The organism is Streptomyces sp. NPDC047886 (assembly GCF_043204435.1).
Taxonomy (GTDB): domain Bacteria; phylum Actinomycetota; class Actinomycetes; order Streptomycetales; family Streptomycetaceae; genus Streptomyces.
The window spans coordinates 136,180-163,175 of sequence record NZ_JBIDCF010000005.1 but is presented as its reverse complement, the minus strand read 5'-3'; the positions used below and the strand labels follow the sequence as shown (position 1 = coordinate 163,175).

At 72.5% G+C, this 26,996-nt stretch carries 24 protein-coding genes; 18 read left to right on the top strand and 6 right to left on the bottom strand.

Annotated elements, in window-relative coordinates; all coding sequences use genetic code 11:
• Positions 1–46: 46 nt before the first annotated feature.
• The 9 genes from ACGF5U_RS18780 (at position 47) to ACGF5U_RS18740 (ending at position 8,324) form a co-directional block, all read left to right on the top strand.
• Complete coding sequence (locus ACGF5U_RS18780; protein ID WP_392715567.1) at positions 47–1,063, top strand: sugar ABC transporter substrate-binding protein; 1,017 nt, start codon at positions 47–49, stop codon at positions 1,061–1,063.
• A complete protein-coding gene (locus ACGF5U_RS18775; RefSeq protein WP_392715568.1) occupies positions 1,060–2,115 on the top strand; it encodes an ABC transporter permease in 1,056 nt (351 codons plus the stop codon). The genes ACGF5U_RS18780 and ACGF5U_RS18775 overlap by 4 nt, the downstream gene beginning before the upstream one ends.
• A complete protein-coding gene (locus ACGF5U_RS18770) occupies positions 2,112–2,936 on the top strand; it encodes an ATP-binding cassette domain-containing protein (protein WP_392715569.1) in 825 nt (274 codons plus the stop codon). Before ACGF5U_RS18775 ends, ACGF5U_RS18770 begins: the two co-directional genes overlap by 4 nt.
• A gap of 115 nt (positions 2,937–3,051) precedes the next feature.
• Positions 3,052–4,236 (top strand): ROK family glucokinase, encoded by a 1,185-nt coding sequence (locus ACGF5U_RS18765; protein ID WP_392715570.1) that lies wholly within the window; start codon positions 3,052–3,054, stop codon positions 4,234–4,236.
• On the top strand, positions 4,233–4,784 hold the full coding sequence (locus ACGF5U_RS18760) for a hypothetical protein (protein ID WP_392715571.1): 552 nt from the start codon (positions 4,233–4,235) through the stop codon (positions 4,782–4,784). The genes ACGF5U_RS18765 and ACGF5U_RS18760 overlap by 4 nt, the downstream gene beginning before the upstream one ends.
• A 172-nt stretch (positions 4,785–4,956) precedes the next feature.
• Positions 4,957–6,264 (top strand): 4-carboxymuconolactone decarboxylase, encoded by a 1,308-nt coding sequence (gene pcaC / locus ACGF5U_RS18755; RefSeq protein WP_392715572.1) that lies wholly within the window; start codon positions 4,957–4,959, stop codon positions 6,262–6,264.
• Positions 6,265–6,324: 60 nt separating this feature from the next.
• The gene (locus ACGF5U_RS18750) at positions 6,325–6,957 is read left to right on the top strand and encodes an MBL fold metallo-hydrolase (RefSeq protein WP_392715573.1); all 633 of its coding nucleotides are present in this window, start codon (positions 6,325–6,327) and stop codon (positions 6,955–6,957) included.
• Between the two features lie 39 nt (positions 6,958–6,996).
• Positions 6,997–7,776 carry an exodeoxyribonuclease III gene (locus ACGF5U_RS18745; RefSeq protein ID WP_392715574.1) on the top strand — a complete coding sequence of 260 codons (780 nt, stop codon included), beginning with the start codon at positions 6,997–6,999 and terminating at the stop codon, positions 7,774–7,776.
• A 107-nt stretch (positions 7,777–7,883) separates the two neighbouring features.
• Positions 7,884–8,324 (top strand): DUF6278 family protein, encoded by a 441-nt coding sequence (locus tag ACGF5U_RS18740; protein ID WP_392715575.1) that lies wholly within the window; start codon positions 7,884–7,886, stop codon positions 8,322–8,324.
• 129 nt (positions 8,325–8,453) lie between these two features.
• On the opposite strand, the gene ACGF5U_RS18735 is transcribed toward ACGF5U_RS18740, so the two are convergent.
• Both ACGF5U_RS18735 and ACGF5U_RS18730 read right to left on the bottom strand, forming a co-directional pair.
• A complete protein-coding gene (locus ACGF5U_RS18735) occupies positions 8,454–10,046 on the bottom strand; it encodes an alpha/beta fold hydrolase (protein WP_392715576.1) in 1,593 nt (530 codons plus the stop codon).
• 189 nt (positions 10,047–10,235) lie between these two features.
• Positions 10,236–11,420: an Ig-like domain-containing protein gene (locus tag ACGF5U_RS18730; RefSeq protein WP_392715577.1), complete on the bottom strand. Its 1,185-nt coding sequence runs from the start codon at positions 11,418–11,420 to the stop codon at positions 10,236–10,238.
• A 476-nt stretch (positions 11,421–11,896) separates the two neighbouring features.
• Between ACGF5U_RS18730 and ACGF5U_RS18725 the strand changes: the two genes are divergently transcribed.
• A complete protein-coding gene (locus ACGF5U_RS18725) occupies positions 11,897–13,138 on the top strand; it encodes a cytochrome P450 (RefSeq protein ID WP_392715578.1) in 1,242 nt (413 codons plus the stop codon).
• Positions 13,139–13,300: 162 nt separating this feature from the next.
• Here the strand turns inward: ACGF5U_RS18725 and ACGF5U_RS18720 are convergent, their stop codons facing one another.
• The gene (locus tag ACGF5U_RS18720; RefSeq protein ID WP_392715579.1) at positions 13,301–14,149 is read right to left on the bottom strand and encodes a hypothetical protein; all 849 of its coding nucleotides are present in this window, start codon (positions 14,147–14,149) and stop codon (positions 13,301–13,303) included.
• Positions 14,150–14,276: 127 nt separating this feature from the next.
• Between ACGF5U_RS18720 and ggt the strand changes: the two genes are divergently transcribed.
• The gene (gene ggt, locus ACGF5U_RS18715) at positions 14,277–16,079 is read left to right on the top strand and encodes a gamma-glutamyltransferase (RefSeq protein WP_392715580.1); all 1,803 of its coding nucleotides are present in this window, start codon (positions 14,277–14,279) and stop codon (positions 16,077–16,079) included.
• A 144-nt stretch (positions 16,080–16,223) separates the two neighbouring features.
• Here ggt and ACGF5U_RS18710 read toward each other — a convergent pair whose 3' ends face one another.
• Positions 16,224–16,655, bottom strand: coding sequence for a hypothetical protein (locus tag ACGF5U_RS18710; protein WP_392715581.1), 432 nt, complete (start codon positions 16,653–16,655; stop codon positions 16,224–16,226).
• Positions 16,656–16,766: 111 nt separating this feature from the next.
• Between ACGF5U_RS18710 and ACGF5U_RS18705 the strand changes: the two genes are divergently transcribed.
• The 7 genes from ACGF5U_RS18705 to ACGF5U_RS18675 all read left to right on the top strand — a co-directional run bounded on the left by ACGF5U_RS18705 (position 16,767) and on the right by ACGF5U_RS18675 (position 25,229).
• Positions 16,767–17,171: a PPOX class F420-dependent oxidoreductase gene (locus tag ACGF5U_RS18705; RefSeq protein ID WP_392715582.1), complete on the top strand. Its 405-nt coding sequence runs from the start codon at positions 16,767–16,769 to the stop codon at positions 17,169–17,171.
• Positions 17,172–17,285: 114 nt separating this feature from the next.
• Positions 17,286–18,668 (top strand): hypothetical protein, encoded by a 1,383-nt coding sequence (locus ACGF5U_RS18700; RefSeq protein WP_392715583.1) that lies wholly within the window; start codon positions 17,286–17,288, stop codon positions 18,666–18,668.
• Positions 18,669–19,139: 471 nt separating this feature from the next.
• Complete coding sequence (locus ACGF5U_RS18695; protein WP_392715584.1) at positions 19,140–19,982, top strand: nitrilase-related carbon-nitrogen hydrolase; 843 nt, start codon at positions 19,140–19,142, stop codon at positions 19,980–19,982.
• The gene (locus tag ACGF5U_RS18690; RefSeq protein WP_392715585.1) at positions 19,979–21,262 is read left to right on the top strand and encodes an aspartate aminotransferase family protein; all 1,284 of its coding nucleotides are present in this window, start codon (positions 19,979–19,981) and stop codon (positions 21,260–21,262) included. Before ACGF5U_RS18695 ends, ACGF5U_RS18690 begins: the two co-directional genes overlap by 4 nt.
• A gap of 23 nt (positions 21,263–21,285) precedes the next feature.
• On the top strand, positions 21,286–22,689 hold the full coding sequence (gene hydA / locus ACGF5U_RS18685) for a dihydropyrimidinase (protein WP_392715586.1): 1,404 nt from the start codon (positions 21,286–21,288) through the stop codon (positions 22,687–22,689).
• 11 nt (positions 22,690–22,700) lie between these two features.
• Entirely contained in the window at positions 22,701–23,699 is a 999-nt protein-coding gene (locus ACGF5U_RS18680) for a TIGR03842 family LLM class F420-dependent oxidoreductase (RefSeq protein ID WP_392715587.1), read from the top strand.
• Between the two features lie 99 nt (positions 23,700–23,798).
• Positions 23,799–25,229, top strand: a complete 1,431-nt coding sequence (locus tag ACGF5U_RS18675) for an amidase (RefSeq protein ID WP_392715588.1) — start codon at positions 23,799–23,801, stop codon at positions 25,227–25,229.
• Here the strand turns inward: ACGF5U_RS18675 and ACGF5U_RS18670 are convergent.
• Both ACGF5U_RS18670 and ACGF5U_RS18665 read right to left on the bottom strand, forming a co-directional pair.
• Positions 25,207–25,869: a hypothetical protein gene (locus ACGF5U_RS18670; RefSeq protein WP_392715589.1), complete on the bottom strand. Its 663-nt coding sequence runs from the start codon at positions 25,867–25,869 to the stop codon at positions 25,207–25,209. The two genes, ACGF5U_RS18675 and ACGF5U_RS18670, sit on opposite strands and share 23 nt — an antisense overlap.
• A 23-nt stretch (positions 25,870–25,892) precedes the next feature.
• Positions 25,893–26,996: a hypothetical protein gene (locus tag ACGF5U_RS18665; RefSeq protein ID WP_392715590.1), complete on the bottom strand. Its 1,104-nt coding sequence runs from the start codon at positions 26,994–26,996 to the stop codon at positions 25,893–25,895.

Genomic DNA, 26,996 nt, shown 5'->3' with positions numbered 1-26,996 from the left:
TGCGCCCCGGCCGCACCGAGGAGTACTGCGAGAAGGGCACGGCGTCGTGGCAAGGGTTCGGACAGGGGTACGCGCGGTCGGCGCCGTACTGGCGGCGGTGCTCGGAGCGTCCCTCGCGGGATGCAGCGCCACCGGCGGCAAGCGCGCGGAGGACGCCCGCAAGGCGGCCGCCGCCGAGGAGGGCCGCGCCGCCGTGTCCACCCCGAAGTGGACCATCGCCATGGTCACCCACTCGGGAGACGGCGACACCTTCTGGGACATCGTCCAGAAGGGCGCCCGGCAGGCCGCGGCCAAGGACAACATCGACTTCCTCTACGCCCACAGCGACGAGGGCCAGCAGCAGGCCCAGCTGGTCGACTCCTACGTCGCCAAGAAGGTCGACGGGCTGATCGTGACGCTCGCCAAGCCCGAGGCCATGAAGGCGTCCGTCGCCAAGGCCGTCGCGGCGGGCATCCCCGTCATCACCGTCAACTCCGGCTCGGCCGAGTCGAAGAAGTTCGGAGCCCTCGCCCACATCGGCCAGGACGAGACCGTCGCCGGCGAGGCCGTCGGCGACGAGCTCGACGAACGCGGCCGCAGGAAGGCCCTGTGCGTGCTGCACGAACAGGGCAACGTCGGTCACGAGCAGCGCTGCGCCGGAGTCGGGAAGTCCTTCGACGGCACGGTGCGGAACCTGTACGTCGACGGCACGAACATGCCCGACGTCCAGGCATCCATCGAGGCCCAGCTCCAGACCGACCCCGCCATCGACGCCGTCGTCACCCTCGGCGCGCCGTTCGCGGACGCCGCCGTCCGGGCGAAGAAGGCCGCCGGGTCCACCGCCGAGATCGACACCTTCGACCTCAACGCCAAGGTGGTCGCCGGCCTGCGCGGCGGCTCCCTCGGCTTCGCCGTCGACCAGCAGCCCTACCTCCAGGGGTACGAGGCCGTCGACCTGCTCTGGCTCTACCGCTACAACGCCGACGTCCTCGGCGGCGGCAGGCCCGTCCTCACCGGCCCGCAGATCATCACGCCGAAGGACGCGGCCACGCTGGCGGACCTCACCGACCGGGGGACCCGATGACCGCGACCGCACCACCCGTCAAGGACGCTCCCACCGGAGACGAACGGCTGCTCGGCACCTCGCCGCTGCGCCGCCTCCTCGGCCGCCCCGAACTCGGCTCCGTCGTCGGCGCCGTCGCCGTCTTCCTCTTCTTCGCGATCGTCGCCGACGGCTTCCTGCGGGCCTCCAGCTTCGGCACGGTCCTGTACGCGGCCTCCACCATCGGCATCATGGCGGTGCCCGTCGCCCTGCTCATGATCGGCGGCGAGTTCGACCTGTCCGCCGGTGTCCTGGTCACCACCGGCGCACTGATCTCCTCGATGGTGAGCTACCAGCTGACCGCGAACGTCTGGGTCGGTGTGCTGGTGTCGCTGCTGGTCACGGTCGCCGTCGGCGTCTTCAACGGGGTCGTGCTGACCCGTACGCGACTGCCGAGCTTCATCGTCACGCTCGGCACGTTCCTGATGCTCACCGGCCTCAACCTGGGCTTCACCAAGCTCATCAGCGGGACGGTCTCCACCAAGACCATCGCCGACATGGAGGGCTTCGCGTCCGCGCAGGCCCTGTTCGCCTCGCAGTTCACCGTGGGGGGCGTCGACCTCAAGGCCACCGTCCTGTGGTGGTTCGCCCTGGTGGCCCTCGCCACCTGGATCCTGCTGCGCACCCGCTTCGGCAACTGGATCTTCGCGGTCGGCGGCAACGCCGACGCCGCCCGCGCGGTCGGCGTCCCGGTCCGCCGGACCAAGATCGGGCTCTACATGGGCGTCGGCTTCTGCGCCTGGGTGTCCGGACAGCACCTGCTGTTCTCGTTCGACGTCGTCCAGTCGGGCGAGGGCGTCGGCAACGAGCTGATCTACATCATCGCGGCGGTCATCGGCGGCTGCCTGATCACCGGTGGCTACGGCTCGGCGATCGGCTCCGCCGTCGGCGCGTTCATCTTCGGCATGACCAGCAAGGGCATCGTGTACGCGGAGTGGAACCCGGACTGGTTCAAGTTCTTCCTCGGAGCGATGCTCCTTCTCGCGACCCTGCTCAACGCCTGGGTCCGCAAGCGTGCGGAGGCCACCAAGTGAACGCTCTCGTGGAGCTCGACGGCGTCAGCAAGTACTACGGCAACATCCGCGCCCTGGAGGGCGTCTCGCTGGAGGTCCACGCGGGCCGCATCTCCTGCGTCCTCGGCGACAACGGCGCGGGCAAGTCCACCCTCATCAAGATCATCGCAGGTCTGCACGCCCACGACGCCGGCACGTTCCGCGTCGACGGCGAGGAGATCACCCTGTCGTCGCCGCGCGAGGCACTGGACCGGGGCATCGCCACCGTCTACCAGGACCTCGCCGTCGTCCCGCTCATGCCCGTGTGGCGGAACTTCTTCCTCGGCTCCGAGCCGACCAGGGGCGCCGGCCCCTTCAAGCGCCTCGACACCGACCTGATGCGCGAGACGACCCGCGCCGAACTCGCCCGGATGGGCATCGACCTGCGGGACGTCGACCAGCCGATCGGCACCCTCTCCGGCGGCGAACGCCAGTGTGTCGCCATCGCCCGCGCGGTGTACTTCGGCGCCAAGGTCCTCGTCCTGGACGAGCCGACGGCCGCGCTCGGCGTCAAGCAGTCCGGAGTCGTCCTGAAGTACGTGGCGGCGGCCCGCGACGCCGGCCTCGGCGTGGTCCTCATCACCCACAACCCGCACCACGCCTATCTGGTCGGTGACCGGTTCGTCCTGCTCAAGCGCGGCGTGATGGCCGGCAGCCACACCAGGGACTCCATCACCCTGGACGAACTCACCCGCCAGATGGCAGGCGGCAGCGAACTGGAGGACCTCCGCCACGAGCTCGAAAGGGCCCCCGCCCCCACCCGCGTCGGCGGCCACGACGTGCCGCCCGCCACCCCCGCCTGAGCACGGCGCACCGCCGCCCCCGGGCCCGCACCTGGCAGAATCGAGGGCGGCGGGCGCCGTCCGCCGCCGGGACCGCGCCGCCCGGCCCACCCACCCGCAGGGACGACCAGGACCGTTGAGCACGTACCGCGACTTCACCACCCGCGGCTCCGCACGGGCCACCGTCCTGCGGACCGTGGGCACCCGCGAGCGCCGCTCCCACCTGACCGCGCCCCGTGTCCCCACCGTCGGCATCGACATCGGCGGCACCAAGGTGATGGCGGGTGTCGTCGACGCCGACGGCGTCATCCTGGAGAAGATCAAGACCGAGACGCCCGACAAGTCGAAGAGCGCCAAGGTCGTCGAGGACACCATCACCGAACTCGTCCTCGACCTCTCCGACCGGCACGACGTCCACGCCGTCGGCATCGGCGCCGCCGGCTGGGTCGACGCCGACCGCAGCCGCGTCCTGTTCGCCCCGCACCTCGCCTGGCGCAACGAACCCCTGCGCGACTCCCTGCAGGCCCGCCTCGCCGTCCCCGTCATGGTCGACAACGACGCCAACACGGCCGCCTGGGCCGAGTGGAGGTTCGGCGCCGGACGCGGCGAGGACCATCTCGTCATGATCACCCTGGGCACCGGCATCGGCGGCGCGATCCTGGAGAACGGCCAGGTCAAACGGGGCAAGTACGGAGTCGCCGGCGAGTTCGGCCATATGCAGGTCGTCCCCGGCGGACACCGCTGCCCCTGCGGCAACCGCGGCTGCTGGGAGCAGTACAGCTCGGGCAACGCCCTCGTCCGCGAGGCCCGCGAACTCGCGGCGGCCGACTCCCCGGTCGCGTACAACATCATCGAGCGGGTCAAGGGCAGCGTCCCCGACATCACGGGACCCCTCATCACCGAGCTGGCCCGCGAGGGCGACGCCATGTGCGTCGAACTCCTCCAGGACATCGGCCAGTGGCTCGGCGTCGGCATCGCCAACCTGGCCGCCGCCCTCGACCCGTCCTGCTTCGTCATCGGCGGCGGCGTCAGCGCCGCCGACGACCTTCTCATCGGCCCCGCCAGGGACGCCTTCCGCCGCCACCTCACCGGCCGCGGCTACCGCCCCGAGGCCCGGATCGCCAAGGCCCAGCTCGGCCCCGAGGCCGGTATGGTAGGCGCCGCCGACCTCGCCCGGCTCGTCGCCCGCCGCTTCCGCCGCGCCAACCGGCGCCGGCTGGAGCGGTACGAACGGTACGAGCGCTACGCCCAGGCCATCCGCAACGGCGGCTCCGGCCGCACCGCCCGCACGTCCGGCACCACCCAGGAACCCCCCTCATGAGCGTCTCCCCGCCCGCGGCCCCCGAGGACCGGCGGCACATGATCCGCCGCCGGCTGACGACCGCGATCATCATCGTCCTGCTGATCGGCATCCCGGCCGGCTATCTGCTGGTCTCGGCCGAGCAGAGCCGCTCCAGCGGACGCGACAAGGAGGCGGAGTCCTCCGTCGTCGGCCTCCAGGACAGCTGGCCGTCCAAGATGAAGCGCCGTGTCTTCGAGGTGCCGATCCCGGCGAAGTCCAAGAAGGTCGCCTACTACGAGACCAGCAACTGGAAGTCGAGCAGGCTGTACGTCCAGTTCACCACCACCGGCTCCCGCCTGGACGAGTTCCTGGAGGACGTCGGCACCAGCCGCGCCGAGCTGGAGCCCGGCGAGCGCACGGTCAGCGACCGCGACGCCGGCATCGTCGGCTGGGACTTCGACGACGACCGCGACTGGGCGGGCACCACCCGCCGGCAGGACCCGCCCCGGCCGACCCGGGACATCACCGTCGACCTCACGGACCCGGCCGTCCCGCGCGTCTACGTCGTCTCCACGGCGACGCCCTGACCGGCGAGGCACGCGAGGGCCACCCGGCGGCGACCGCCGTCCGGCCGTCCGCCGCCTCCGCCCGGTCACGCGATCCGGTCACCCCCGCCGCCTCCGCCCGGTCACCCGCCCTCCGGCCGCCCGGCGCCTGCCGCCCTCGGCTGGAATTGACCCGCTCGCTACTGTGGAGCGAGTGAGTGAGACGACGCAGACGCCCCCGACGCCCCCTCCGGCCCCCACGCTGCAGTACCGGACCGACGGACCCGACGACGCACCCGTTCTCATCCTCGGCCCGTCGCTCGGCACCACCTGGCACATGTGGGACCGGCAGATACCCGAGCTGACCCGGCACTGGCGGGTCCTCCGCTTCGACCTGCCCGGTCACGGCGGCGCCCCCGCCGAACCGGCCGTCGCCGTCGCCGACCTCACCGACCGGCTGCTCGCCACCCTCGACGCGCTCGGCGTCCAGCGGTTCGGCTACGCCGGGTGCTCCATCGGCGGGGCCATCGGTACCGACCTCGCCCTGCGGGCGCCGCACCGGCTCGCCTCGCTCGCCCTCGTGGCCTCATCGCCCCGCTTCGGCACCGCCGACGAGTTCCGGCAGCGCGGGGTCATCGTCCGCACCAACGGCCTCGAACCGATCGCCCGCACCGCGCCCGAGCGCTGGTTCACGCCCGGGTTCGCCGCCGCCCAGCCCGCGATCGTCGACTGGGCCGTGCAGATGGTCCGCACCACCGACGCCGGCTGCTACGTCGCCGCCTGCGAGGCACTCGCCGCCTTCGACGTCCGCGCCGAACTCGGCCGGGTCGGCGTACCCACCCTCGTGCTGGTCGGCTCCGACGACCGGGTCACCGGCCCCGCCGAGGCCCGCACCCTCGTCGCGGGCATCCCCGACGCGCGGCTCGCCGTCGTCCCCGGCGCGTCCCACCTCGCGCCCGTGGAACAGCCCGGCGCCGTCACCGACCTGCTCGTACGGCACTTCTCGTCCGGCTGGCAGGACACCCTGGCCGCCATCCCGGTGCCGCCCCCGGTCGCCGCGACGGCCACCCCGCCGCAGGCGGCCGCGCCGCTCGCCGACGCGGCCCCGCCCCCGGCGGCCGAACCCGCAGGAACGCGGCGGCCCGACCCGTACGACGCGGGCCTCAAGATCCGCCGCGAGGTGCTCGGCGACGCGCACGTGGACCGCGCGCTGGCCGCCGCCGACGACTTCACCGCCGACTTCCAGGAGCTGATCACCCGGTACGCGTGGGGCGAGGTCTGGACCCGGGACGGCCTGGACCGCCGCACCCGCAGCTGCGTCACCCTGACCGCCCTCGTCGCGGGCGGCCACCTGGACGAGCTGGCGTTCCACACCCGCGCCGCGCTCCGCAACGGGCTGACGCCGGCCGAGATCCGGGAGGTCCTGATCCAGGCCGCGGTCTACTGCGGCGTCCCGGCCGCGAACGCCGCGTTCCGGGTCGCCCGGCAGGTCATCCAGGAGGAGACCACGCCCGACCTCTGAGCCCGCCGGAACGGCCCGGGAACCCGGCGGGACCGGGCCGCGCGCGGCAGGATGGGCCGTATGAAGCTGACCAAGCTGTCCCACTCCTGCGTCCGTCTCCACAAGGACGGGCGGACGCTCGTCATCGACCCGGGCGGGTTCAGCGAGCCGGACGCGGCCCTCGGCGCCGACGCGGTCCTCGTCACCCACGAACACCCGGACCACTTCGACGAGGGCCGGCTGCGCGCCGCCCTGGAGGCGGACCCGGCCGTCGAGATCTGGACCCTGCGCAGCGTCGCCGACCAGCTCTCGGCCGCCTTCCCCGGCCGGGTCCACACCGTCGGCCACGGCGACACCTTCACCGCGGCGGGCTTCGACGTCGAGGTGCACGGCGAACTCCATGCCGTGATCCACCCGGACATCCCCCGGATCACCAATGCCGGGTATCTGGTCGAGGAGTCGGTGTTCCACCCCGGCGACGCGCTCACCGTGCCCGGCCGGCCGGTGGAGACCCTGCTGCTGCCGGTGATGGCTCCGTGGAACAAGATCTCCGAGGTCATCGACTACGTGCGCGAGGTCGCGCCGCGGCGCGCCGTCGACATCCACGACGCGCTGCTCACCGACCTCGCCCGTCCCGTCTACGACCGCCAGATCGGCGCACTCGGCGGCTCCGACCACGGCCGGCTGACGCCCGGGGACTCCACGGAGCTCTGACCCCGGCGACTGTCACACCCCGCCGTTAGGCTGTCCGTCATGCGTATCGCCACCTGGAACGTCAATTCGATCACCGCCCGGCTGCCCCGGCTCCTGGCCTGGCTGGAGAGCACTGGCACGGACGTGCTGTGCGTCCAGGAGACCAAGTGCACCCCGGAGCAGTTCCCCGCGGACCAGCTGCGCGACGCGGGCTACGAGTCCGCCGTGCACGCCACGGGACGGTGGAACGGCGTGGCGCTGATCTCCCGGGCCGGCCTCGAAGACGTCGGCATGGGCCTGCCCGGCGCCCCCGAGTACGAGGGCGTGCGCGAGCCCCGGGCGATCTCCGCGACCTGCGGTCCCGTCCGCCTCTGGTCGGTGTACGTGCCGAACGGCCGCGAGGTCGCCCATGAGCACTACGCCTACAAGCTGCGCTGGCTGGAGGCGCTCAAGACGGCCGTCGCCGACGACGCGTCGGCGGCGCGTCCGTTCGCGGTGCTCGGCGACTTCAACATCGCGCCCACCGACGAGGACGTCTTCGACGTCGCGGCGTTCGAGGGCTCCACGCACGTCACCGCGCCGGAGCGGGCCGCGCTCGCCGGGCTGCGCGACACCGGCCTCACCGACGTGGTGCCGCGCCCCCTCAAGTACGACCATCCGTTCACGTACTGGGACTACCGTCAGCTCTGCTTCCCGAAGAACCGGGGCATGCGCATCGACCTGGTGTACGGCAACAAGCCGTTCGCCGACGCGGTCGAGGACAGCTTCGTCGACCGCGAGGAGCGCAAGGGCAAGGGCGCCTCCGACCATGCCCCGGTCGTGGTCGACCTCGACGTCTGAGGCACGCGCGGCCGGGCCCCGCGGTGTGGCCGGAGAGTTCGGCCGGTGTCCGCCGGAGTCCGCGCGCCCTGTGGTGCGCGGCGCTCGTCGGTGCGAGTCTGAACAGTATGAACATCCCTTTCCTGGACGCCTGGCGTAAACGGCACGACGACGGACACAGTGCGCCGCTCGCCCGCGCGTTCGATCAGGATCCGGAAGGGGTGGCCGAACTCCTCTCGGAGTGCGAGCTGCTGCGCGCACGCGTGCAGGAGTACGGCGTACGGCTGGACGACACCCCGTACTCCCTCGCGGCCATCGACCAGCTGCCGCCGCGCTGGCGCGACGATCCGGAGGAGCTGCCGTGGCTCGGCAACGACGCCGGGCTGTACCTCGGCACCGTCATCGTGCGTACCGTCCCCGGCGCCTCCTGGTACGTCCCGCCGGGCGGCCAGCCGGTCGTGCGCCTCGTCTCCGGCCGGGAGATCCATGTGGTCGAGGCGGGACTGGACTGGGCGGTGACGGGTTCGCCGGAGCTGTCCCAGGTGTACGCGGAGGCCGCCGAGGGCTGACGGCGCCCGGCAGGCCAGGTGTCGCGTACTGCTTCAGTAAATACGGCTAATGCCCGGTTCGTGCGTGTCGGTGTGTGAAGTCCCTTTCGGTGCTGGAGAGTTTGCGCTGACCTCGGTCGCGGCCGGAGATCACTTCTCGCGCAGCGGTATCGACACGTACGACGGGTCGGCCGACGGCGAGGAGAAGGTCAGCCGTGCGCCGGACGGGTTGTGCTCGATGTACAGCGGGTCGACAGTGTCCACGACCAGGGCGAGCCGGTGGCCCGCCGGTACGTCGTACGCCGTGGAGAACAGCTCCAGGTCCACGGTGAACGGCTCGCCGGGGGTCCGGCCGTGGAAGGTGTACGGCGCGTTGCTGACCAGCTTGCCGAGGCCGAGCGGGCCCACGTCGTAGAGGTAGGCGACGAGGGTGCCGCTCGACCCTGTCGGGGTGACCGTGGTGTGCAGCCTGGCCGTGCCCCTGACGTGCTGGGCGGTCGCGTACCGCTCGGACTGCCAGACGGCCGCGTAGGTCCGGGGCAGCAGCGGGATCGACGTCATCGGGGGCAGTCGCAGGAACTGGTCGAGGGCGTTGGACAGCAGCACGACGCCGCCGTTGGCGCCGGAGTCGACGTTCGTGTGGATGCGCTGATCGGCGCCCAGGGCGATCTTGCGGGCGTTCGCGCCGACCGACTTCCAGTCGGGATAGGTCTCGTAGCCGCCGGTCGACCGTGACGTCAGCTGGACCGGCTGCTCGCGGTCGACGCCGTTGTCGGCGCCCCTGAGGTGGTGGTCGAACCAGCGGTGGGCGTTGGTCCAGGTGTCGTTGGGCAGACCGAGGAGACCGGTGGCCTCGGCGGTGGCGTGGTCGCCGGGGCGGAACTCCAGTCGCTTGGGGCCGGTGAGCTTCTCGTAGAAGGAGGCGTACTGGTTCGGCGGGAAGATGGTGTCGCCCCAGGCGTTGCCGAGCATGATGGCGGCACCGTTGGCGTTGATCCGGTCCAGGTAGGTGAGGGGGGAGCGCTTGCGGCCCCAGTCGATCATCTTCTGCTCTTCGGCGAGGTTCGAGGAGAGGAAGTCGCGCAGGATCTCCTGGAGTTCCGCGCTCGGCCGTCCGGTGAGATGGCCGGCGCCGCCGAGCAGGGCGGCGGCCTGGAGGTGCTGGGTGCGGCCGCTGTAGATGGACTCGATGAGGTCGGCCCAGCCGCTCATCGCCACCACGGCTTTGATCCGCCCGTCGTGTCCGGCGGCCAGCAGGCTGATCCCGGCACCGTAGGAGATGCCCGCCATGCCGACACGGTCAGGGTCGGCGGGGGTGTGGGCGAGCGCCCAGTCGATGACCTTGGAGGCGTCGGCGACGTCCGGCGGGCCGGCGACCTCGATCTGGCCGCCCGACTGCCAGAAGCCGCGCACGTTGTAGCTGACCACCACATAGCCCGCGTCGGCGAGCTTCCGCGCCTGCGCGAGGTACTCGACCTGGGGCATGGCCCAGCTGGTGGGCAGGACGATCACGGGGTAGCGGCGGCCCGGGTCGGCGGCGGCGCCGGCCGGGGTGACCACGTTGGCCTTCAGGGCGGTGCCGCCGTCGCCGGCGATGTCGACGAACCGTATACCGGCCGGTTCGGTGTAGGTGGCGGTCCCGGCCGCAGCGGCGGGGGCGAGCCCGAGGGCCGTCCCGGCCGCCAGAGTGGCCGAGGCGGTGCCGATAGCGGCCGTACGCAGGGCATTGCGGCGGTGTCCCACGGGTCACTCCTCACGCGGTCGTTGAAAGTGACCCGAAAGTAACCGCCAACCCTTACCCGGGGTAACCCATTGGTAAGTTACGCCCGGGTAACGATGTGAGGAGGCCCGCCGCCCGCCGCCGACCGGGGGAGCCAGGGGCAGTGCGCCGGCCCCGGAGCGGCCGTGCGTGGGGCCGCGCGCCGGCCGGGGTCAGCGCAGGGCGCTCTTGGTCTGCCACTCCGACCAGGAGAGGTTCCACTCGCCGTAGCCGTTGTTCAGCGCCTGAGTGCCCTTGGCGTCGCCGCCGTCGACTTCGAACGGGTCGCCCACCTGCACCTGCTCGTACACCCACTTGGCGTCGGAGTCGCTCATGCCGACGCAGCCCGAGCTGCGGTTGGCGCTGCCGAAGTAGGCGGCGTTCCAGGGCGCGGCGTGCGCGTACATCCCGGACCAGGTCAGCCGCATCGAGAAGTCGACCATCTTGTCGTACGCGTCACCGAGCCCGACCGTCTCGGAGCGCATGTTGATGGTGCCCTCCTTGGACATCAGCACCATCCTGCCGCGCCAGGACGCCTTCTCGCCGCCGGGCGTACCCGCCGACATCGGGACGTCCTTGACCAGCGCGCCGTCCCGCATCAGCTTCAGCCGGTGGTTGTCCAGGTCCACCTTCACCACCTGGTTCTTCCCGACGGTGAACCCGGTCCGGTAGTCGCGGACGAACCAGCCGCCGCCCTCTCCCGAGTCGACCCCGTTCAGCGCGGCGTCCAGGGTGACCTTCGTACCCGGCTTCCAGTACTCCTTCGGCCGCCAGTCGATCCGGTCCTTGCCCGACCAGTCCTGCATCCAGCCCCAGGAGCCGACCGTGTTGTTCGAGGTGGTGACCTTCAGGCTCTTCTCCACCTCCGCCTTGTTCTTCACCGGGTGGTCGAAGACGATCGACAGCGGCTGGGCGATCCCGACCGTGGAGTTCTTGCCCGGCGCCAGCGTCAGCTTGTTCACCTTCTCCGGCGCGGCGGTCGCGAAGTCCGCCTTCGCGGTGCCTCCGGCCTCGTCCCGCGCCTCGACCGTGTAGCCGGTGCCGGGGGCGGCCTTGCGAACCGACGTCCAGGTCCGGCCGTCGGCCGACACCTTGCCGTCGAGGGTCGCGCCCTTGGAGTCGGTCACGGTGACCTGCGTCAGCCTGCCCGACTCCAGCGTCACCTTGACCGGCTGACCCGGCGCCGCCTGCTTGCCGGACAGGTTCACCGAGATCCTGGTCTCCGGCTTGGCCTTGTCGTCCGCGCCCGTGGCGGTCGGGCCACCGCCACCCGAGCACGCGGTGAGGGCCGCGGCGAGGACCGCGGTGCCGGCCAGTGCGGCGGTGCGGAGCGGGGTACGCGGGCGTATGCGGCTCAACTCGAAAACCTCCGATGCGTTCTTCGTCGCTGGGTGAGAGGGCGAAGAGCCCCGCCAGGTTGCGGGGAACCGGAGAATTTCCGCCGTCGCCGGATGTGACGACGGCGACAGCCCTCCCGGCCTGGAGGCTGGTGCCGCCTCAGTGAACCTGCGCACCCTCGGAGCAGGCGTTCGGTTCCGGTACGGCGGCGACAGGACGCGTCGGCGCAGCTGGCCCCGGTCAGGTCGGCACCCCTCCTCGGTTGCCCACGAACGACCCCGAGGTGATCCGGTCTCACCGGCGAGCGCATTCCGTCGGCCTGCGGCCGAACGGACCACGTCGTGTTCCGTTCCCGGTACCGTCCCCTCAACCCTGCTCGGCATCAAGCCCTGAACAGACCTCGCCGTCCCCGCCGAGCCGCGTCGGCGGTCCGGTCCCGCCAGCGCGCCCTGGAGCCCCCGTCCTTTCCGCCGACAGCCCACTGAAGGAGAGCACCGTGTCCCAGCAGCCGATACTCGTCCTGGACCCCACCGGCTCCGACCACCACGCCGAGAACCAAGCCCTGCGCGCCCGCGGTCCGGCCACCCGCGTGGACATCCTCGGTGTGACCGCGTGGTCCGTCACCGACCCCGTTCTCCTCAAGGAACTCCTCACCGGTCAGCAGGTCTCCAAGGACGCCCGCGCCCACTGGCCGGCGTTCGCCGAGACCGTGCCCACCTGGCCTCTCGCCCTGTGGGTCGCGGTGAACAACATGTTCACCGCCTACGGCGGCGACCACCGACGGCTGCGCCGCATCGTCGCGCCGGCGTTCAGCGCCCGCCGCGTCCAGGCCATGCGGGCCGGAGTCGAAGAGGTCGTCACGGCGCTCCTCGACGACCTCGCTTCCGAGCCGGCCGGAGAAGCGGTCGACCTGCGCAAACGCCTCGCCTACCCGTTGCCGATCGCGGTGATCGGCCGGCTCATGGGCGTCCCCGACGAACAGCGCGACGGATTCCGCGCCGAAGTCGACGGCGTCTTCGACACGACACTCACCGCCGATCAGGCCACCGCGAACACGGCCGCCCTGTACGAGTCCCTCAACAAGCTGATCGCGGCCAAACGCGCCGAGCCCGGCGACGACATGACCTCTCTTCTCATCACCTCCCGCGACGAGGAGGGGGACGGCGGCACCCTCACGGACGACGAACTCCGCGACACGCTCCTGCTGATGATCTCCGCCGGGTACGAGACCACCGTCAACGTGATCGACCAGGCCGTCACCGCCCTGCTGACCGACCCCGTTCAGCTCGCCCATCTCCGGTCCGGCCGCGCCGACTGGAACAGCGTCGTCGAAGAGACCCTGCGGCACGAACCCGCGGTCAAGCACCTGCCGCTGCGCTACGCCCTCACGGACATCCCTCTGCCCGACGGCCAAGTGATCGCCCGGGGCGAGGCGATCCTCGCCTCCTATGCCGCCGCCAACCGCCACCCCGACTGGCACGGGGAATCCGCCGACCGCTTCGACGTCACCCGGCCGACGAAGGAGCACCTGGCCTTCGGACACGGCGTGCACTTCTGTCTCGGCGCTCCGCTCGCCCGCCTCGAAGTCGCCACCGCCCTCCAGCAGCTCTTCGAGAGGTTCCCCGAGATCGAACTCGCCGTGCCCGCCGATGAGCTGAAGCCGCTTCCCTCCCTGATCAGCAACGGACACCAGGCCCTGCCCGTACGCCTGCGACCGCCCGGCGCTCGGGCAGCGTGAAGGTCTTGCGTCTGCGGATGGTCCGCAGCAGCCGCCGGCCCTCGTCATCATCGGTCTCCCGAACCTGCATGCGCGCTGCCACGAGGACAGCACGGCGTGGCCGCGTCGCCCGGACCGGCACCCGGCGGCGCGTCACAACAGGGCGAGATGCCCGACGCGGCACTAGGACGCGTCGGAGGTACCGGCCGCTTCGGATGCGGTGGTGCCGGATGCGGCCGGTGGCTCGGCTGTCGCGGGTGCTCCGGAGGCGGCGTCCGGGGCCGCCGTCGAGGCGGAGGAGGCGGAGGAGGCGGTCGCGGGGCGCGGGGCGGTGGCCGCTCGCGTGACATCGGCCACCAGTTCCACGACGTCCGGGCCGTACGCCTCCGAGTTGACCACCTTCAGCAGCAGGACGAACGGGCCCCGGCCGTACTTCCGCGCCAGCTTCTCGTGGTGGCGGACGAGATAGCGCGTGGCCGCCTGGTTGGTGATGGCGCTCTGCCCGCAGAACAGGAACACCGGCCGCGCGCCGTCGCCGGTGGTGAGCCGCGCCAGCAGCACGTACTCGGCGATGCCCCGGTCCATGAGGTGGGACTCGGAGCCGATCTGGAACGCGCTGCGGTAGGTGCCCTCCGGATCGGCCTCCGTCGTGATCCCGACACCCGGAAGCAGGGTCCGCAGGTGCGCGGCCATCCGCTTGTTCGACGCGGGGCCGCCGAGGCAGAACTCGGTGCGCTCCCCGATGCCCTGATGGGCCGTGTCGTCCTGCACGATCCTGGCGTGCGCGCCGCAGTCCTTGATCAGCGCGGACAGTTCCAGCAGCGCGAACACGTCGAAGCGGTGGACGGAGCGTTCACCGCCGGCCGCCCGGTTCACGATGAGCAGGCACTCGGCGTTCCCCGGCAGCCCGAAGAAGTCCTGCCTGCGCCGCTGCCTGCGCCGTGACAGCGCTGTCCGGGCCAGCCAGCCGAACGACGCGCTCAGCCCCGTCGCGACGACACCGAGCACGATGTTCCGGAGGTCCTCGTTCATGGGCGCGCAGCCTAGCGGCGACACGCACCGCCGTTCGAGGGGGCCCCGGTGGACCCGGCAGGGGCGTCCTGGTCCGGCGGCCGACTCGAAGTTACGCTGCGCGGACGTTCGTTGACTGGAGGTCAGGATGCGTCGGTCCACAGCACGGAACGTCTCCCTCGCCACGCTCGCCGTGACGGTGCTGGCCGTCGGGGCGGCGGCGCCACCGCCGACCCGGGACACACCCGCCAAGGAACCGGTCGCCGTCGGCTACGGAGGGGCCGTGGCGAGCGTGGACCCGGACGCCTCGGCCGCCGGCATCGCGGTCCTGCGGGCCGGGGGCAACGCCGTGGACGCCGCCGTCGCCACGGCCGCCGCGCTCGGCGTCACCGAGCCGTACTCGGCGGGCATCGGGGGCGGCGGCTACCTCGTCCTGTACGAGGCCCGCACCCGCCGGGTCCACACCGTCGACGGCCGCGAGACCGCGCCCCGGTCGGCGGACGCGTCCCTGTTCCTGGAGAACGGCGCCCCCGTCCCCTTCGACGAGGCCATGACCAGCGGCCTCGGCGTCGGTACGCCCGGAACGCCCGCCACGTGGGACGCGGCCCTCGACGCCTGGGGCACCAAGTCCCTGCGGGAGCTGCTGAAGCCCGCCGAGCGGCTGGCCCGTGACGGCTTCACCGTGGACGAGACGTTCCGCGCGCAGACCCGGGCGAACGAGGCGCGGTTCCGGGACTTCCCCGCCAGCTCCGAGCTGTTCCTGCCCGGCGGCGAACTCCCCGTGGTCGGCTCCGTCTTCAAGAACCCCGACCTGGCCCGTACGTACGAGCAGCTCGGCCGCCAGGGCACCCGGGCGCTGTACCGGGGAGACATCGCCCACGACATCGTCCGTACCGTGCGCACGCCGCCCGTACGGGACGGCGCGACCCGCACCGTACGCGCGGGCGACCTGACGACGCGTGACCTCGCCGCGTACCGGACGGTGTCGCGGCGCCCGACGAAGCTGTCCTACCGGGGCCTGGACGTCTACGGCATGGCGCCGTCGTCGTCGGGCGGCACCACCGTCGGCGAGGCGCTCAACATCCTGGAGGGCACGGATCTGAGGGCCGCGTCCCAGGAGACCTACCTCCACCGGTACATCGAGGCCAGCCGGATCGCGTTCGCCGACCGGGGCCGGTGGGTCGGCGACCCGGCCTTCGAGGACGTACCCGTACGGGGCCTGCTGTCGCAGCGCTTCGCCGACAGCCGCGCCTGCCTCATCAAGGACGACACCGCGCTCACCAGCCCGCTCGCCCCCGGCGACCCGTCCGACCCGGTGCCGTGCGCGACCGGCGGGACGGCCGCCCCGACGACGTACGAGGGCGAGAACACCACGCACCTGACGACCGCCGACAAGTGGGGCAACGTCGTCTCCTACACGCTCACCATCGAGTCCACCGGCGGCAGCGGAATCACCGTCCCCGGGCGGGGCTTCCTCCTCAACAACGAGCTGACCGACTTCTCCTTCGCCCCCGCGAACCCGGCCGTCCACGACCCGAACCTCCCGGGCCCCGGCAAGCGCCCCCGCTCCTCGATGTCGCCGACGATCGTCCTGGACCGCCACGACCGGCCGGTCCTCGCCCTCGGCTCGCCCGGCGGCGCCACCATCATCACGACCGTCCTGCAGACGCTGACCGGTGTCGTCGACCGGGGCCTGCCGCTCGTCGAGGCGATCGCCGCGCCGCGCGCCAGCCAGCGCAACCAGCCCGTCACGGACCTCGAACCCGGGCTGTACGACAGCCCGCTGCGAGCCCGGCTTGAGTCGCTCGGGCACGTGTTCCGGCCGAACCCCGAGATCGGCGCGGCGACCGGTGTCCAGCGGCTGCCCGACGGGCGCTGGCTGGCCGCCGCAGAGGAGACCCGCAGGGGCGGCGGCTCGGCGATGGTCGTGCACCCGGCGGGCGGGCGGTGACGGCCGCGCTGACGGCCGCGCCGGCGGTGGTGACGTCGGCGGCGGCCGCGCCGGCGGTGGTGACCTTCGCGGCGGTGGCGGCGCTGTCGCGGTGGTGACGCTTGTCGCGGTCGCGGTCGCGGTGGCGGTGGCGGCGGTCGTGGGTCAGTCCGTCCGCTCCGCGGCCCCGGCGGCCTCCGCCGCGTCCCTGGCCTCCGCCAGCAGCTCGCGGGCCTTGGCCTCCGCCGCGTCGTAACGGTCGGGAAAGGCCGACCGCTGCACCCGCTGGGCCAGTTGCCCCGCCGTGAGACCGGGATGCCGCTCCTCGACCTCGACGGCACGGTCGAAGAACCGCTCGGCGGCGTACGAGACGCGGGTTATGCGCTCCGGAGCGCCCCAGCCCTGGCTGGGGCGCTGCTGGAACACCCCGAGGGAGTCCTTGTCGCCGCAGTCGAGGTTGTTCATATGGGACTCCACCCAGCCGGCCTCGAACGCGGCCAGCATGACGGTGGCGGAGACCCCGAGGTCACGGCCGACGGTGTACACGGTCTTGGTGACGTCGAGGTCGCGGTCGGGCGGAACGCGGCAGGAACTCATACCTCCGTCCTGCCCGCTCCGGGGCACCGTCCACCGGGAACGGCGAGTACCGGCCACGCGGAGCGGAGAGAAGGGGGATGACGGGGCGGGCGGGGATGAAAGAGTGAGCCCATGATTCCCGAGGAGCTGCGGCAGGGCCGCTATGTCAGCCTGACCACCTTCCGCAAGGACGGCAGCGGCGTCGCCACCCCGGTGTGGTTCGCCGTGGACGACGGCGAGCTGTTCGTCTGGACGCGTGCCGACTCGTGGAAGGTCAAGCGGCTGCGCCGGGACAGCCGCGTCGTCGTCACCCCCTGCGACGTGCGCGGCCGCGTGGCGGACGGCGCGACCGGGGTGCCGGGCACCGCGAGGCTGCTGGACGACCTGCGGGGCGTACGGAGGCTGCTGGCCCGCAAGTACACCTGGCAGTTCTGGGCCGTGGACTGGCCCGCCATGGTGGTACGGCGCGGAAAGCGGCCCCACGTGGGCATCGCCGTTCGGCTCGACGGCGCCGGTGGCGCGGCTGGGCGGCCGTGAGGTCCGGTGCGCCCCCGCCCGGAAAAGTTCCCGTAGCCGTCCCGTAACACGACTGAGGTCGAATGCCTCCCGACCGGAAGGTCCAGTCGGCGGGGGGCAGGGGCAGGGGCGTAGATGACGGAGCACCATCCACCTGAGGAAGTACGGGAGTTCGCGGGCTGGCTGCGAGGGCTCGCCGCACTGATCGACCAGGACGGCGGCTGGTACGGCGTCTTCCGGCAGCGTGACCCGGACGGCCTGCGGGCCTGCCTCGCCGGTGCCGAGGTCCCGCCCTGGGACGTGGTGGAAGCGCTGCTCCAGGACCTCGCGGCGGTACCGGGCGCCGACCCGGCGTGGGCCGATGCCGCCCGCGCGCGGCGGCTCCACGAGGCGGCCGCCACGGCCCACGACCGGCGCCCGGGCGGGCGGGACGCGCTCCGGCAGCGGCTCGAACTCATGGCCCATGAGCAGGCGCGGGCGGCGCGGCGCGCAGCGGAGCTGGTCGCCGAGCTCGGCACGGTGCCCGACGGCTCGGCCGAGGCGGAACGGCTCGCCCACGAGCTGGCCTGGCTGCGGGACGACCACGCCCGCGCGACGGCGCGGATCACGGAACTCGGGGCCCGTCTCGCCGCCGCCCAGGCGCCCTGGTTCCGCCAGCGGGCCCGCGCGGACCGGGCCCCGGAGCCCCCGGCCCCCGCCGAGGCGAGACCCGCCTCCGCCGAGGCGAAACCCGCCCCCGCCGAGGCGAGAGAAGAACGGGGCCGGTGGGGGCGTGGCGGGGCCAGGAGACGCCCTCGTGGCGCGCGGTACGCGTGGCTCGAGGAGGCCGCAGGGGAGGCCGGCGCCGCTGATCCCCTGCCGGAGCTGCCGAACGCCGCCGCCCCGGCCCCGCGCGGCGCCCGCTTCGGAGGCGCCGCCGAACCGGAACCCGCGCAGACCCCGGAGGCCGCGCCGGCATCCGCCGGACCAGCGCCGACCGCCGACGACCACGCCGCCCGCCGGTCCGCGCGCGAGACGGTCGCGGCCCTGCTCGGCCTGCGCGCCGAGGGGCGCGGTGGCGAGGCACACGCGCTGCTCTGCGAGGCCGCCCTGCGCCCCGCGTCGTGGCTGCCGCCGCTCGCCGTCGAACTCGAACGCGCCGGGCTGGTCGCCGACTGGTCCACCCTGCTGTGGGAGGCGGCCTCGCTGCCGCCCGCGCGGCTCGCCTCCGTGGCCGTGGAGCTCACCACCGCGGGCCGCGAGTCCGACGCCCGCGGGCTGCTGCGCCAGGGCGTGGCCGGGCCGCCGGGCGACACCGCGGCGGTCGTGCTGGAGTTCGACGACTCGGGTCGGCAGGCGCACGCCAGGTCGCTGGTCGAGGCGCTGGTCCGGTCGCGTACGGCCGAGGACACGGCCAGGTTCGCCGCGCACGCCCCGGACCGCCTGGTGCCCCAGGTCCTGTCGGCGGCCCGGACCGTGCCGGACGCCCAGGAGCGCGCGATCGTCCACGCCCTGCGGGTGGCGGGCCTGACCGCCTGACCACCAGGCGCCCGGCCCGTACCGGGCCCCCGGCCCCGGGCCCACCCGCGCCCGACCGCCACCCCGGGCCACCCGCGATCCCCAGCACCACCCACGCGCCCACCCGCACCCGACCGCCACCCCGGGCCACCCGCACCCGACCGCCACCCCGGGCCACCCGCACCCGACCGCCACCTTGGCCCGTACCGCACCCGACCCGCCCCCCGACCGCCCCCCCGCGCCCACCCGCCCCCGGCCACCCGTGCCCCGCTGCCACCCCGGGTCCGCCCGTGAGCCGCCGGGGTGGCGGGGGCGTTGACCGGGTCGTACCCGCCCCGTGACCGTTGTGGACCACTTGGGTACGAAACATGATCGACTCCAGCGGTTGACGGCGGCGGTCTTGCTCCGCGATGTGACGAGGCTTACGTTCTCCTCCTACGCACCGCTCTACGTGCGTAGAGGCTTCCTGACGCCGTGCCGAAGGAGCAGCTCATGTCCCACGTCGTGCGCGCCGCACTCGTCCAGGCGACCTGGACCGGCGACACCGAATCCATGATCGCCAAGCATGAGGAGCACGCCCGCGAGGCGGCCCGGCAGGGCGCCAAGGTCATCGGCTTCCAGGAGGTGTTCAACGCCCCCTACTTCTGCCAGGTGCAGGAGCCGGAGCACTACCGCTGGGCGGAACCCGTTCCGGACGGTCCGACCGTGCGCCGGATGCGGGACCTTGCCCGCGAGACCGGCATGGTCGTGGTCGTCCCGGTCTTCGAGGTCGAGGGCGCGGGCTTCTACTACAACACCGCCGCCGTCATCGACGCCGACGGCACCTACCTCGGCAAGTACCGCAAGCACCACATCCCGCAGGTCAAGGGCTTCTGGGAGAAGTACTACTTCAAGCCAGGCAACCTCGGCTGGCCGGTGTTCGACACCGCCGTCGGCAAGGTCGGCGTGTACATCTGCTACGACCGGCACTTCCCCGAGGGCTGGCGCCAACTCGGCCTGAACGGCGCCCAGCTCGTGTACAACCCGTCCGCCACGCACCGCGGCCTCTCCGCGTACCTCTGGCAGCTGGAGCAGCCCGCCGCCGCCGTCGCCAACGAGTACTTCATCGCCGCGATCAACCGCGTCGGCCAGGAGGAGTACGGCGACAACGACTTCTACGGCACCAGCTACTTCGTGGACCCGAGGGGCCGGTTCGTCGGCGACGTCGCCTCCGACAAGGAGGAGGAACTCGTCGTACGCGACCTCGACTTCGACGTCATCGACGAGGTGCGGCAGCAGTGGGCGTTCTACCGCGACCGGCGGCCCGACGCGTACGAGGGGCTGGTGCGGCCGTGAGCAGCCTGTACGAGCGGCACAAGGCCGTCATCCCCGACTGGATCGCGCTCTACTACCACGACCCCGTAGAGATCACCCACGGTGACGGCCGGCACGTCTGGGACGCCGAGGGCAACAGGTACCTCGACTTCTTCGGCGGCATCCTCACCACCATGACCGCCCACGCCCTGCCCGAGGTCACCAAGGCCGTCAGCGAGCAGGCCGGGCGGATCATCCACTCCTCCACGCTCTACCTCAACCGCCCGATGGTCGAGCTCGCCGAGCGCATCGCGGCCCTCTCCGGCATCCCCGACGCCCGGGTCTTCTTCACCACGTCCGGGACGGAGGCCAACGACACCGCCCTGCTCCTCGCCACCGCGTACCGCCGCTCCAACCAGATCCTGGCGATGCGCAACAGCTACCACGGCCGGTCCTTCTCGACCGTGTCCGTCACCGGCAACCGCTCCTGGTCGCCCACCGGTCTCTCCCCGCTCCAGACGCTGTACGTGCACGGCGCCGTCCGCACCCGCGGCCCCTTCGCCCACCTCGGCGACGCCGAGTTCATCGCGGCGTGCGTCGCCGACCTGGAGGACCTCGTCGGCCACACCGGCGAGGTCGCCGCGCTGATCGCCGAACCCGTCCAGGGCGTCGGCGGCTTCACCTCCCCGCCCGACGGGCTGTACGCGGCGTTCCGGGAGGTCCTGGACCGCCACGGCATCCTGTGGATCTCCGACGAGGTGCAGACCGGCTGGGGCCGCACCGGCGACCACTTCTGGGGCTGGCAGGCCCACGCGGCAGCCGGCCCGCCGGACATCCTCACCTTCGCGAAGGGCATCGGCAACGGCATGTCCATCGGCGGGGTCGTCGCCCGCGCCGAGGTGATGAACTGCCTCACCGCCCACTCCATCTCCACCTTCGGCGGCTCCCCGGTCACCATGGCCGCCGGCCTCGCCAACCTCTCCCACCTCCTCGAACACGACCTCCAGGGCAACGCCCGGCGGGTCGGCGGGCTCCTCATCGAGCGGCTGCGCGCCATCGGCGCCGGCCTCGCCCACGTACGGGAGGTACGGGGCAGGGGCCTGATGATCGGCGTCGAACTGGTCAGGCCCGGCACCGACGAGGCCGACCCGCAGGCCGCCGCCGCGGTCCTGGAGGCGGCCCGTGAACTCGGCCTGCTCATCGGCAAGGGCGGCGGCCACAGCACCAGCGTCCTGCGGATCGCGCCGCCGCTCTCCCTGACCGTCGCCGAGGCCGAGGAGGGCGCCGCCCTCCTCGAACAGGCCCTCCGCACCGTCCCGTAACCCACGCAAGGGGGCCGACCACCATGAGCACCCGCACCCTCGTCCGCGGCGGGCTCGTCATCACCGCCGCGGAGGAGACCCACGCCGACGTACTGATCGAGGACGGCCGGATCGCCGCCCTCGCCACGCACGGCAGCAGCGCCGCCGAGGCGTGGACCGCCGACCGGACCGTCGACGCGACCGGGAAGTACGTCATCCCGGGCGGCGTCGACGCGCACACCCACATGGAGCTCCCGTTCGGCGGGACCTTCGCCTCCGACGACTTCGAGAGCGGCACCCGGGCGGCCGCCTGGGGCGGCACCACCACCATCATCGACTTCGCCGTCCAGACCGTGGGCCACACCTTGCGCGAGGGCCTGGACGCCTGGCACGCCAAGGCCGACGGCAAGTGCGCCGTCGACTACGGCTTCCACATGATCCTCTCGGACGTGGACGAGTCGTCGCTGAAGGAGATGGATCTGCTCGTGGAGGAGGGCGTGACCTCCTTCAAACTGTTCATGGCCTACCCGGGCGTCTTCTACAGCGACGACGGACGCATCCTGCGGGCCATGCAGCGCTCGTCGGTCAACGGCGGACTGATCATGATGCACGCCGAGAACGGCATCGCCATCGACGTCCTCGTGGAGCAGGCCCTCGCCCGGGGCGAGACCGACCCCCGCTACCACGGCGAGGTCCGCAAGGTCCTGCTGGAGGCGGAGGCGACGCACCGCGCCATCCAGCTGGCCCGGGTGGCGGGCGCGCCGCTCTACGTCGTCCACGTGTCGGCGGAGGAGGCGGTCGCCGAGCTGGCCGCCGCCCGCGACAGGGGCCTGCCCGTCTTCGGCGAGACGTGCCCGCAGTATCTGTTCCTGTCCACCGACAACCTCGCCGAGCCGGACTTCGAAGGCGCCAAGTACGTGTGCAGCACGCCTCTGAGGCCGCGCGAGCACCAGGCGGCGCTGTGGCGCGGGCTGCGCACCGACGACCTGCAGGTGGTGTCCACCGACCACTGTCCGTTCTGCTTCGTCGGACAGAAGGAACTCGGCAGGGGCGACTTCTCCCGGATCCCCAACGGGCTGCCCGGCGTGGAGAACCGGATGGACCTCCTCCACCAGGCGGTGGTCGACGGGCACATCAGCCGCCGCCGCTGGATCGACATCGCGTGCGCCGCTCCGGCCCGGATGTTCGGCCTGTACCCGAAGAAGGGCACCATCGCGCCCGGCGCCGACGCGGACGTCGTCGTCTACGACCCGCACGCCCGGCAGACCCTGTCCGTCGAGACCCACCACATGAACGTCGACTACTCGGCGTACGAGGGCAGGACCGTCACCGGCCAGGTCGAGACCGTCCTGTCCCGGGGCGAGGTCGTCATCGACCGGCGCACGTACACCGGGCGGGCCGGACACGGCGTCTACACCCCGCGTTCCACCTGCCAGTACCTGAACTGAGGAGCTCCCGCATGGACTTCGGACTCGTCCTCCAGACCGATCCGCCCGCCTCGGAGGTCGTCGGTCTGATGCGGCGCGCGGAACGCAACGGCTTCCGCTACGGCTGGACCTTCGACTCGGCCGTGCTGTGGCAGGAGCCCTTCGTCGTCTACAGCCGGATCCTGGAGCACACGACGAAGCTGACGGTCGGCCCGATGGTCACCAACCCGGGCACCCGCACCTGGGAGGTCACCGCCTCCACCTTCGCCACCCTCAACGACATGTACGGCAACCGCACGGTGTGCGGCATCGGCCGCGGCGACTCCGCGATGCGCGTCGCGGGCCGCAGACCCGACACGCTGGCCAGGCTCGGCGAGGCCATCGACGTGATCCGCGACCTGGCGGAGGGCAGGGAGGCGGAGGTGGACGGCAAACCGGTCCGCATCCCGTGGGTGCGGAACGGCAGGCTGCCGGTGTGGATGGCCGCGTACGGCCCGAAGGCCCTCGCGCTGGCCGGGCGCAAGGCCGACGGGTTCATCCTCCAGCTCGCGGACCCGTTCCTCACGGAGTGGATGGTACGGGCGGTCCGGCAGGCCGCCGAGGAGGCCGGACGCGACCCCGCGTCCGTCACGATCTGCGTCGCCGCGCCCGCGTACGTCAGTGACGACCTGGCCCACGCCCGCGACCAGTGCCGGTGGTTCGGCGGCATGGTCGGCAACCACGTCGCCGACCTCGTCGGCCGGTACGGCGAGCACTCCGGGCTGGTGCCCGAGGCCCTCACCGCGTACATCAAGGACCGCAAGGGCTACGACTACAGCCACCACGGGCGGGCCGGGAACCCCTCCACCGACTTCGTTCCCGACGAGATCGTCGACCGCTTCTGCCTGCTCGGCCCGGCCTCCGCCCACATCGGGAAGCTGACGGCACTCCGGGACCTCGGCGTCGACCAGTTCGCGGTCTACGCGATGCACGACGCCAAGGAGGCGACCATCGACGCGTACGGCTCCGAGATCATCCCGGCACTCACCTGACGCACGCGGGACCGGGCCAGGCGGCATGCGCGCCCGCGTTCCGCTGATGGCCGGGAGAGCCGCTGACGCGGAGGCTACGCGCCGGTAGGCTTCGCCGGCATGGACACTCACGCGGCGGCGGCCGATCTCGGACTGGCCGACCAGGCACGGGAGTTGAGGGAGGGTCGGGTCACCTCCGAGGCCCTCGTGCGGGCCAGTCTCGACCGGATCGAGGCGACCCGCACGACCCTCAACGCCTTCCGCTGCGTACGGGCCGATGCCGCCGTCGCCGAGGCCCGGGACGCCGACCGCAGGCTCGCGGCGGGGGAGACCCGACCACTGCTCGGCGTCCCGGTCGCGGTCAAGGACGACACCGACGTGGCTGGACTCCCCACCCGCTTCGGCTGCGCGGGAGACATCCCGCCCGCCCCGGCCGACGGCGAACCGGTCCGCCGCCTGCGCGCGGCGGGCGCGGTGATCGTCGGCAAGACCAACTCCTGCGAGCTCGGCCAGTGGCCGTTCACCGAGGGACCCGCCTTCGGCGCCACCCGCAACCCCTGGAACCCCGACCACACGCCGGGCGGCTCATCCGGCGGATCGGCGGCGGCCGTCGCCGCCGGGCTCGTCCCCGCCGCACTCGGCTCCGACGGCGCCGGCTCCATCCGCATCCCCGCCGCCTGGACGCATCTCGTCGGCATCAAGCCGCAGCGCGGCAGGGTCTCCGTCCACCCGTACACCGACTGCTTCGAGGGCCTCACCGTCAACGGCCCCCTGGCGCGTACGGTCGCCGACGCCGCGCTGCTGCTCGACGCCGCCTCCGGGTCGCACCCCGGCGAACGGCACCGCCCGGCGCCCGTCGACGCCTCGGCAGCGGCCCGCCGCGACCCCGGACGGCTGCGAGTCGCCCTCGCCCTGCGCTCCCCGTTCACCGCCACCCGCAACGCCCTCCACCCGGACGTACGACGGGCGGTCACCGCCCTCGCGGAGGCCCTGGCCCGGCTGGGCCACACCGTGGAGGAGGCCCGCCCGCGCTACGGGCTCATCGGCCTGAGCTTCCTGCCCCGCGCCACCGCCGGCATAGCGGCGTACGCCGACCGGCACCCCGACCCCGCGCTGCTCGACCCCCGCACCCGCGCCGCCACCCGCACCGGCCATCTGCTCGGCGGCCGTGCCCTGCGCGCGGCACGGGCCCGCGAGGCGCGCCAACACCACAGGATCGGCGCCCTGTTCAGCGCGTACGACGTGCTCCTCACACCCACCACGGCCGCGCCGCCCCCGCACGTCGGCACCTTCGACGGCATGCCCGCCTGGCGCACCGACCTGACGATGGCCGCGGCCTGCCCGTACGCCTGGCCGTGGAACGTCCTCGGCTGGCCCGCGGTCGGCGTCCCCGCCGGGTTCACCCGGGACGGGCTGCCGGTCGGCGCGCAGCTACTCGGCCCCGGCGGCGGCGAGGAACGCCTCATCTCCCTCGCCGCCCAGCTGGAGGCCGACCAGCGGTGGTACGAGAGGTACCCGGCTCAGTCCCTCACCGGACGGGGCGATCGATGACCGTCAGGTTGCTCAGCACCCAGTGATCGACATTGGCGCGCGAGTGCGTGAAGAAGCTCTCGATCAGCGCCTGGGTGCGCTCGGGGTCCTTGGCGCCCGTCCTGGCGGTGTAGGTGGTGAAGTTGACGACCGTGGCCACGACGTCGGTGGTGAACCCCACCACCTCCGCCGTCCAGGACAGAATGTAGTCGTGCCACTTCGGGTTGTCCCTGGCGAGGGCCGCCACCTTCTCGCAGGCCGCCCGGACCGACGCGTCGACGGCTGTGCGCAGTTCGCGCTTCTCGCCTTCCAGTGCGCGCTTCCACGCGGTCGTGTCCCCGTCCTTGCTCAGCTGCCCGGTCGCGTTCAGGACCGCCTTCTCCATGGACCGCTGGTGGTTGTCGAGCTGCTTCAGCATGTCTCCCCAGATGCCCCTCACGCTGGTGGGCGCGTCGGGGAACATCCGGTTCAGCAGGTCGAGGGGGAGCTGGGGACCCGGGAGCGGACAGACGGACGACTGGTGCACGAAGGCGCCATCCGTCCCGTCGGTGGAGTCGCTGACCAGCAGGGCGTGCTCCATGAACGCGCTGTGATGGTGAAGGACGGCGTCCATGGCCGCCGTGAAGGCGGTGTCCCGGGCCTTGGTGACCGTTGTGGTCATGGGAGTTCCTCTCTGATGGGCTGTCAGGTGAAGTCGGCGAAGGTCTTGGAGTACTTGCGCAGGATGGTCACGCAGGTGTCGATCTGCTCAGGGGTCACGCCTTCGGGGGCCGCTTCCCGGTACCAGTCGACGAAGGCCTTGGCGGTGCCGTCGCCGTGCCTCCGCCGCCATGTCGCCCACTGGATGCGCACGTCGGCGTAGAGCCCGTAGCGCCGGGTGGCCTGGCGTGCGACGCGCAGCGTCTCGGCGACACGTGTCGGGTCGGGGTCGGGCAGGGGGAGACCCAGCGGTCCGAACACGGGGGCCAGGGCCGTGACGATGTCGTTGATGTGCCGCTGACACGTGCCGATGGCGGCGTAGGTGTCGTTGTACCTGGCGGTCACCACCCGGGAGTAGGTCGTGAGCCGGTCGATGTTCTTCCGGTAGTCGTCGATGGCGTTCCTGAGCTTGTCGGCGTCCTTCTCCGCGGTCACCCAGCCCACGCCGATCTCCACCCCGGCGGTGACGAGGAATCCCAGGCCCGCGGCGGCGACGCTGGCCCCCGAGAGCGCCTCCATGGCGTCCTCACCGAAGGCGGCGGCCACCTCCGCCCCGGCTTCCTCGGCGGCCGGTTCGGCGACACTGACGCCGAGGTCCTCAAGCGCCGCGGGCAGCGCCTCCAGCGCGTCGGGGGCCAGGGCTCCGGCGAGTCGCAGCATTCCCCGCCGGGCCAGCAGCCCGGCCCTGATCGTCAACTGGGCCAGGATCATCCCGCCGCCGTAGCCGTTGACCGTCTGGGCGATGTCCAGCGGGAGTGTGCCCGGCCCCCGGTTCTCCGGGTTCGGGACCTGGGCGTCGGCCGCTGTCAGGAGCTTCTCCAGGTCCCCGTCGGAGTCGCGCGAGACCTCGGAGACGACGGCGAGCATCGCGACGGCCGCGGCGAGCGAGCGGTAGTCGCGCCGCCGGGACCGCAGGCCGTCGATCTGAGTGGTGACCTGCTGGTGGAGCAGCAGGGCGGAGCCGTAGAGGGCGACCGCTCGGGCGTGCAGTTCGGAGACGTGGTAAACGCCCTCGGAGATCACCGATCCGACGGTCTGCCGCTTGACCTCGGCGTCGCCGGCAAAGTGGAAGGCGGGCATGCCTGACAC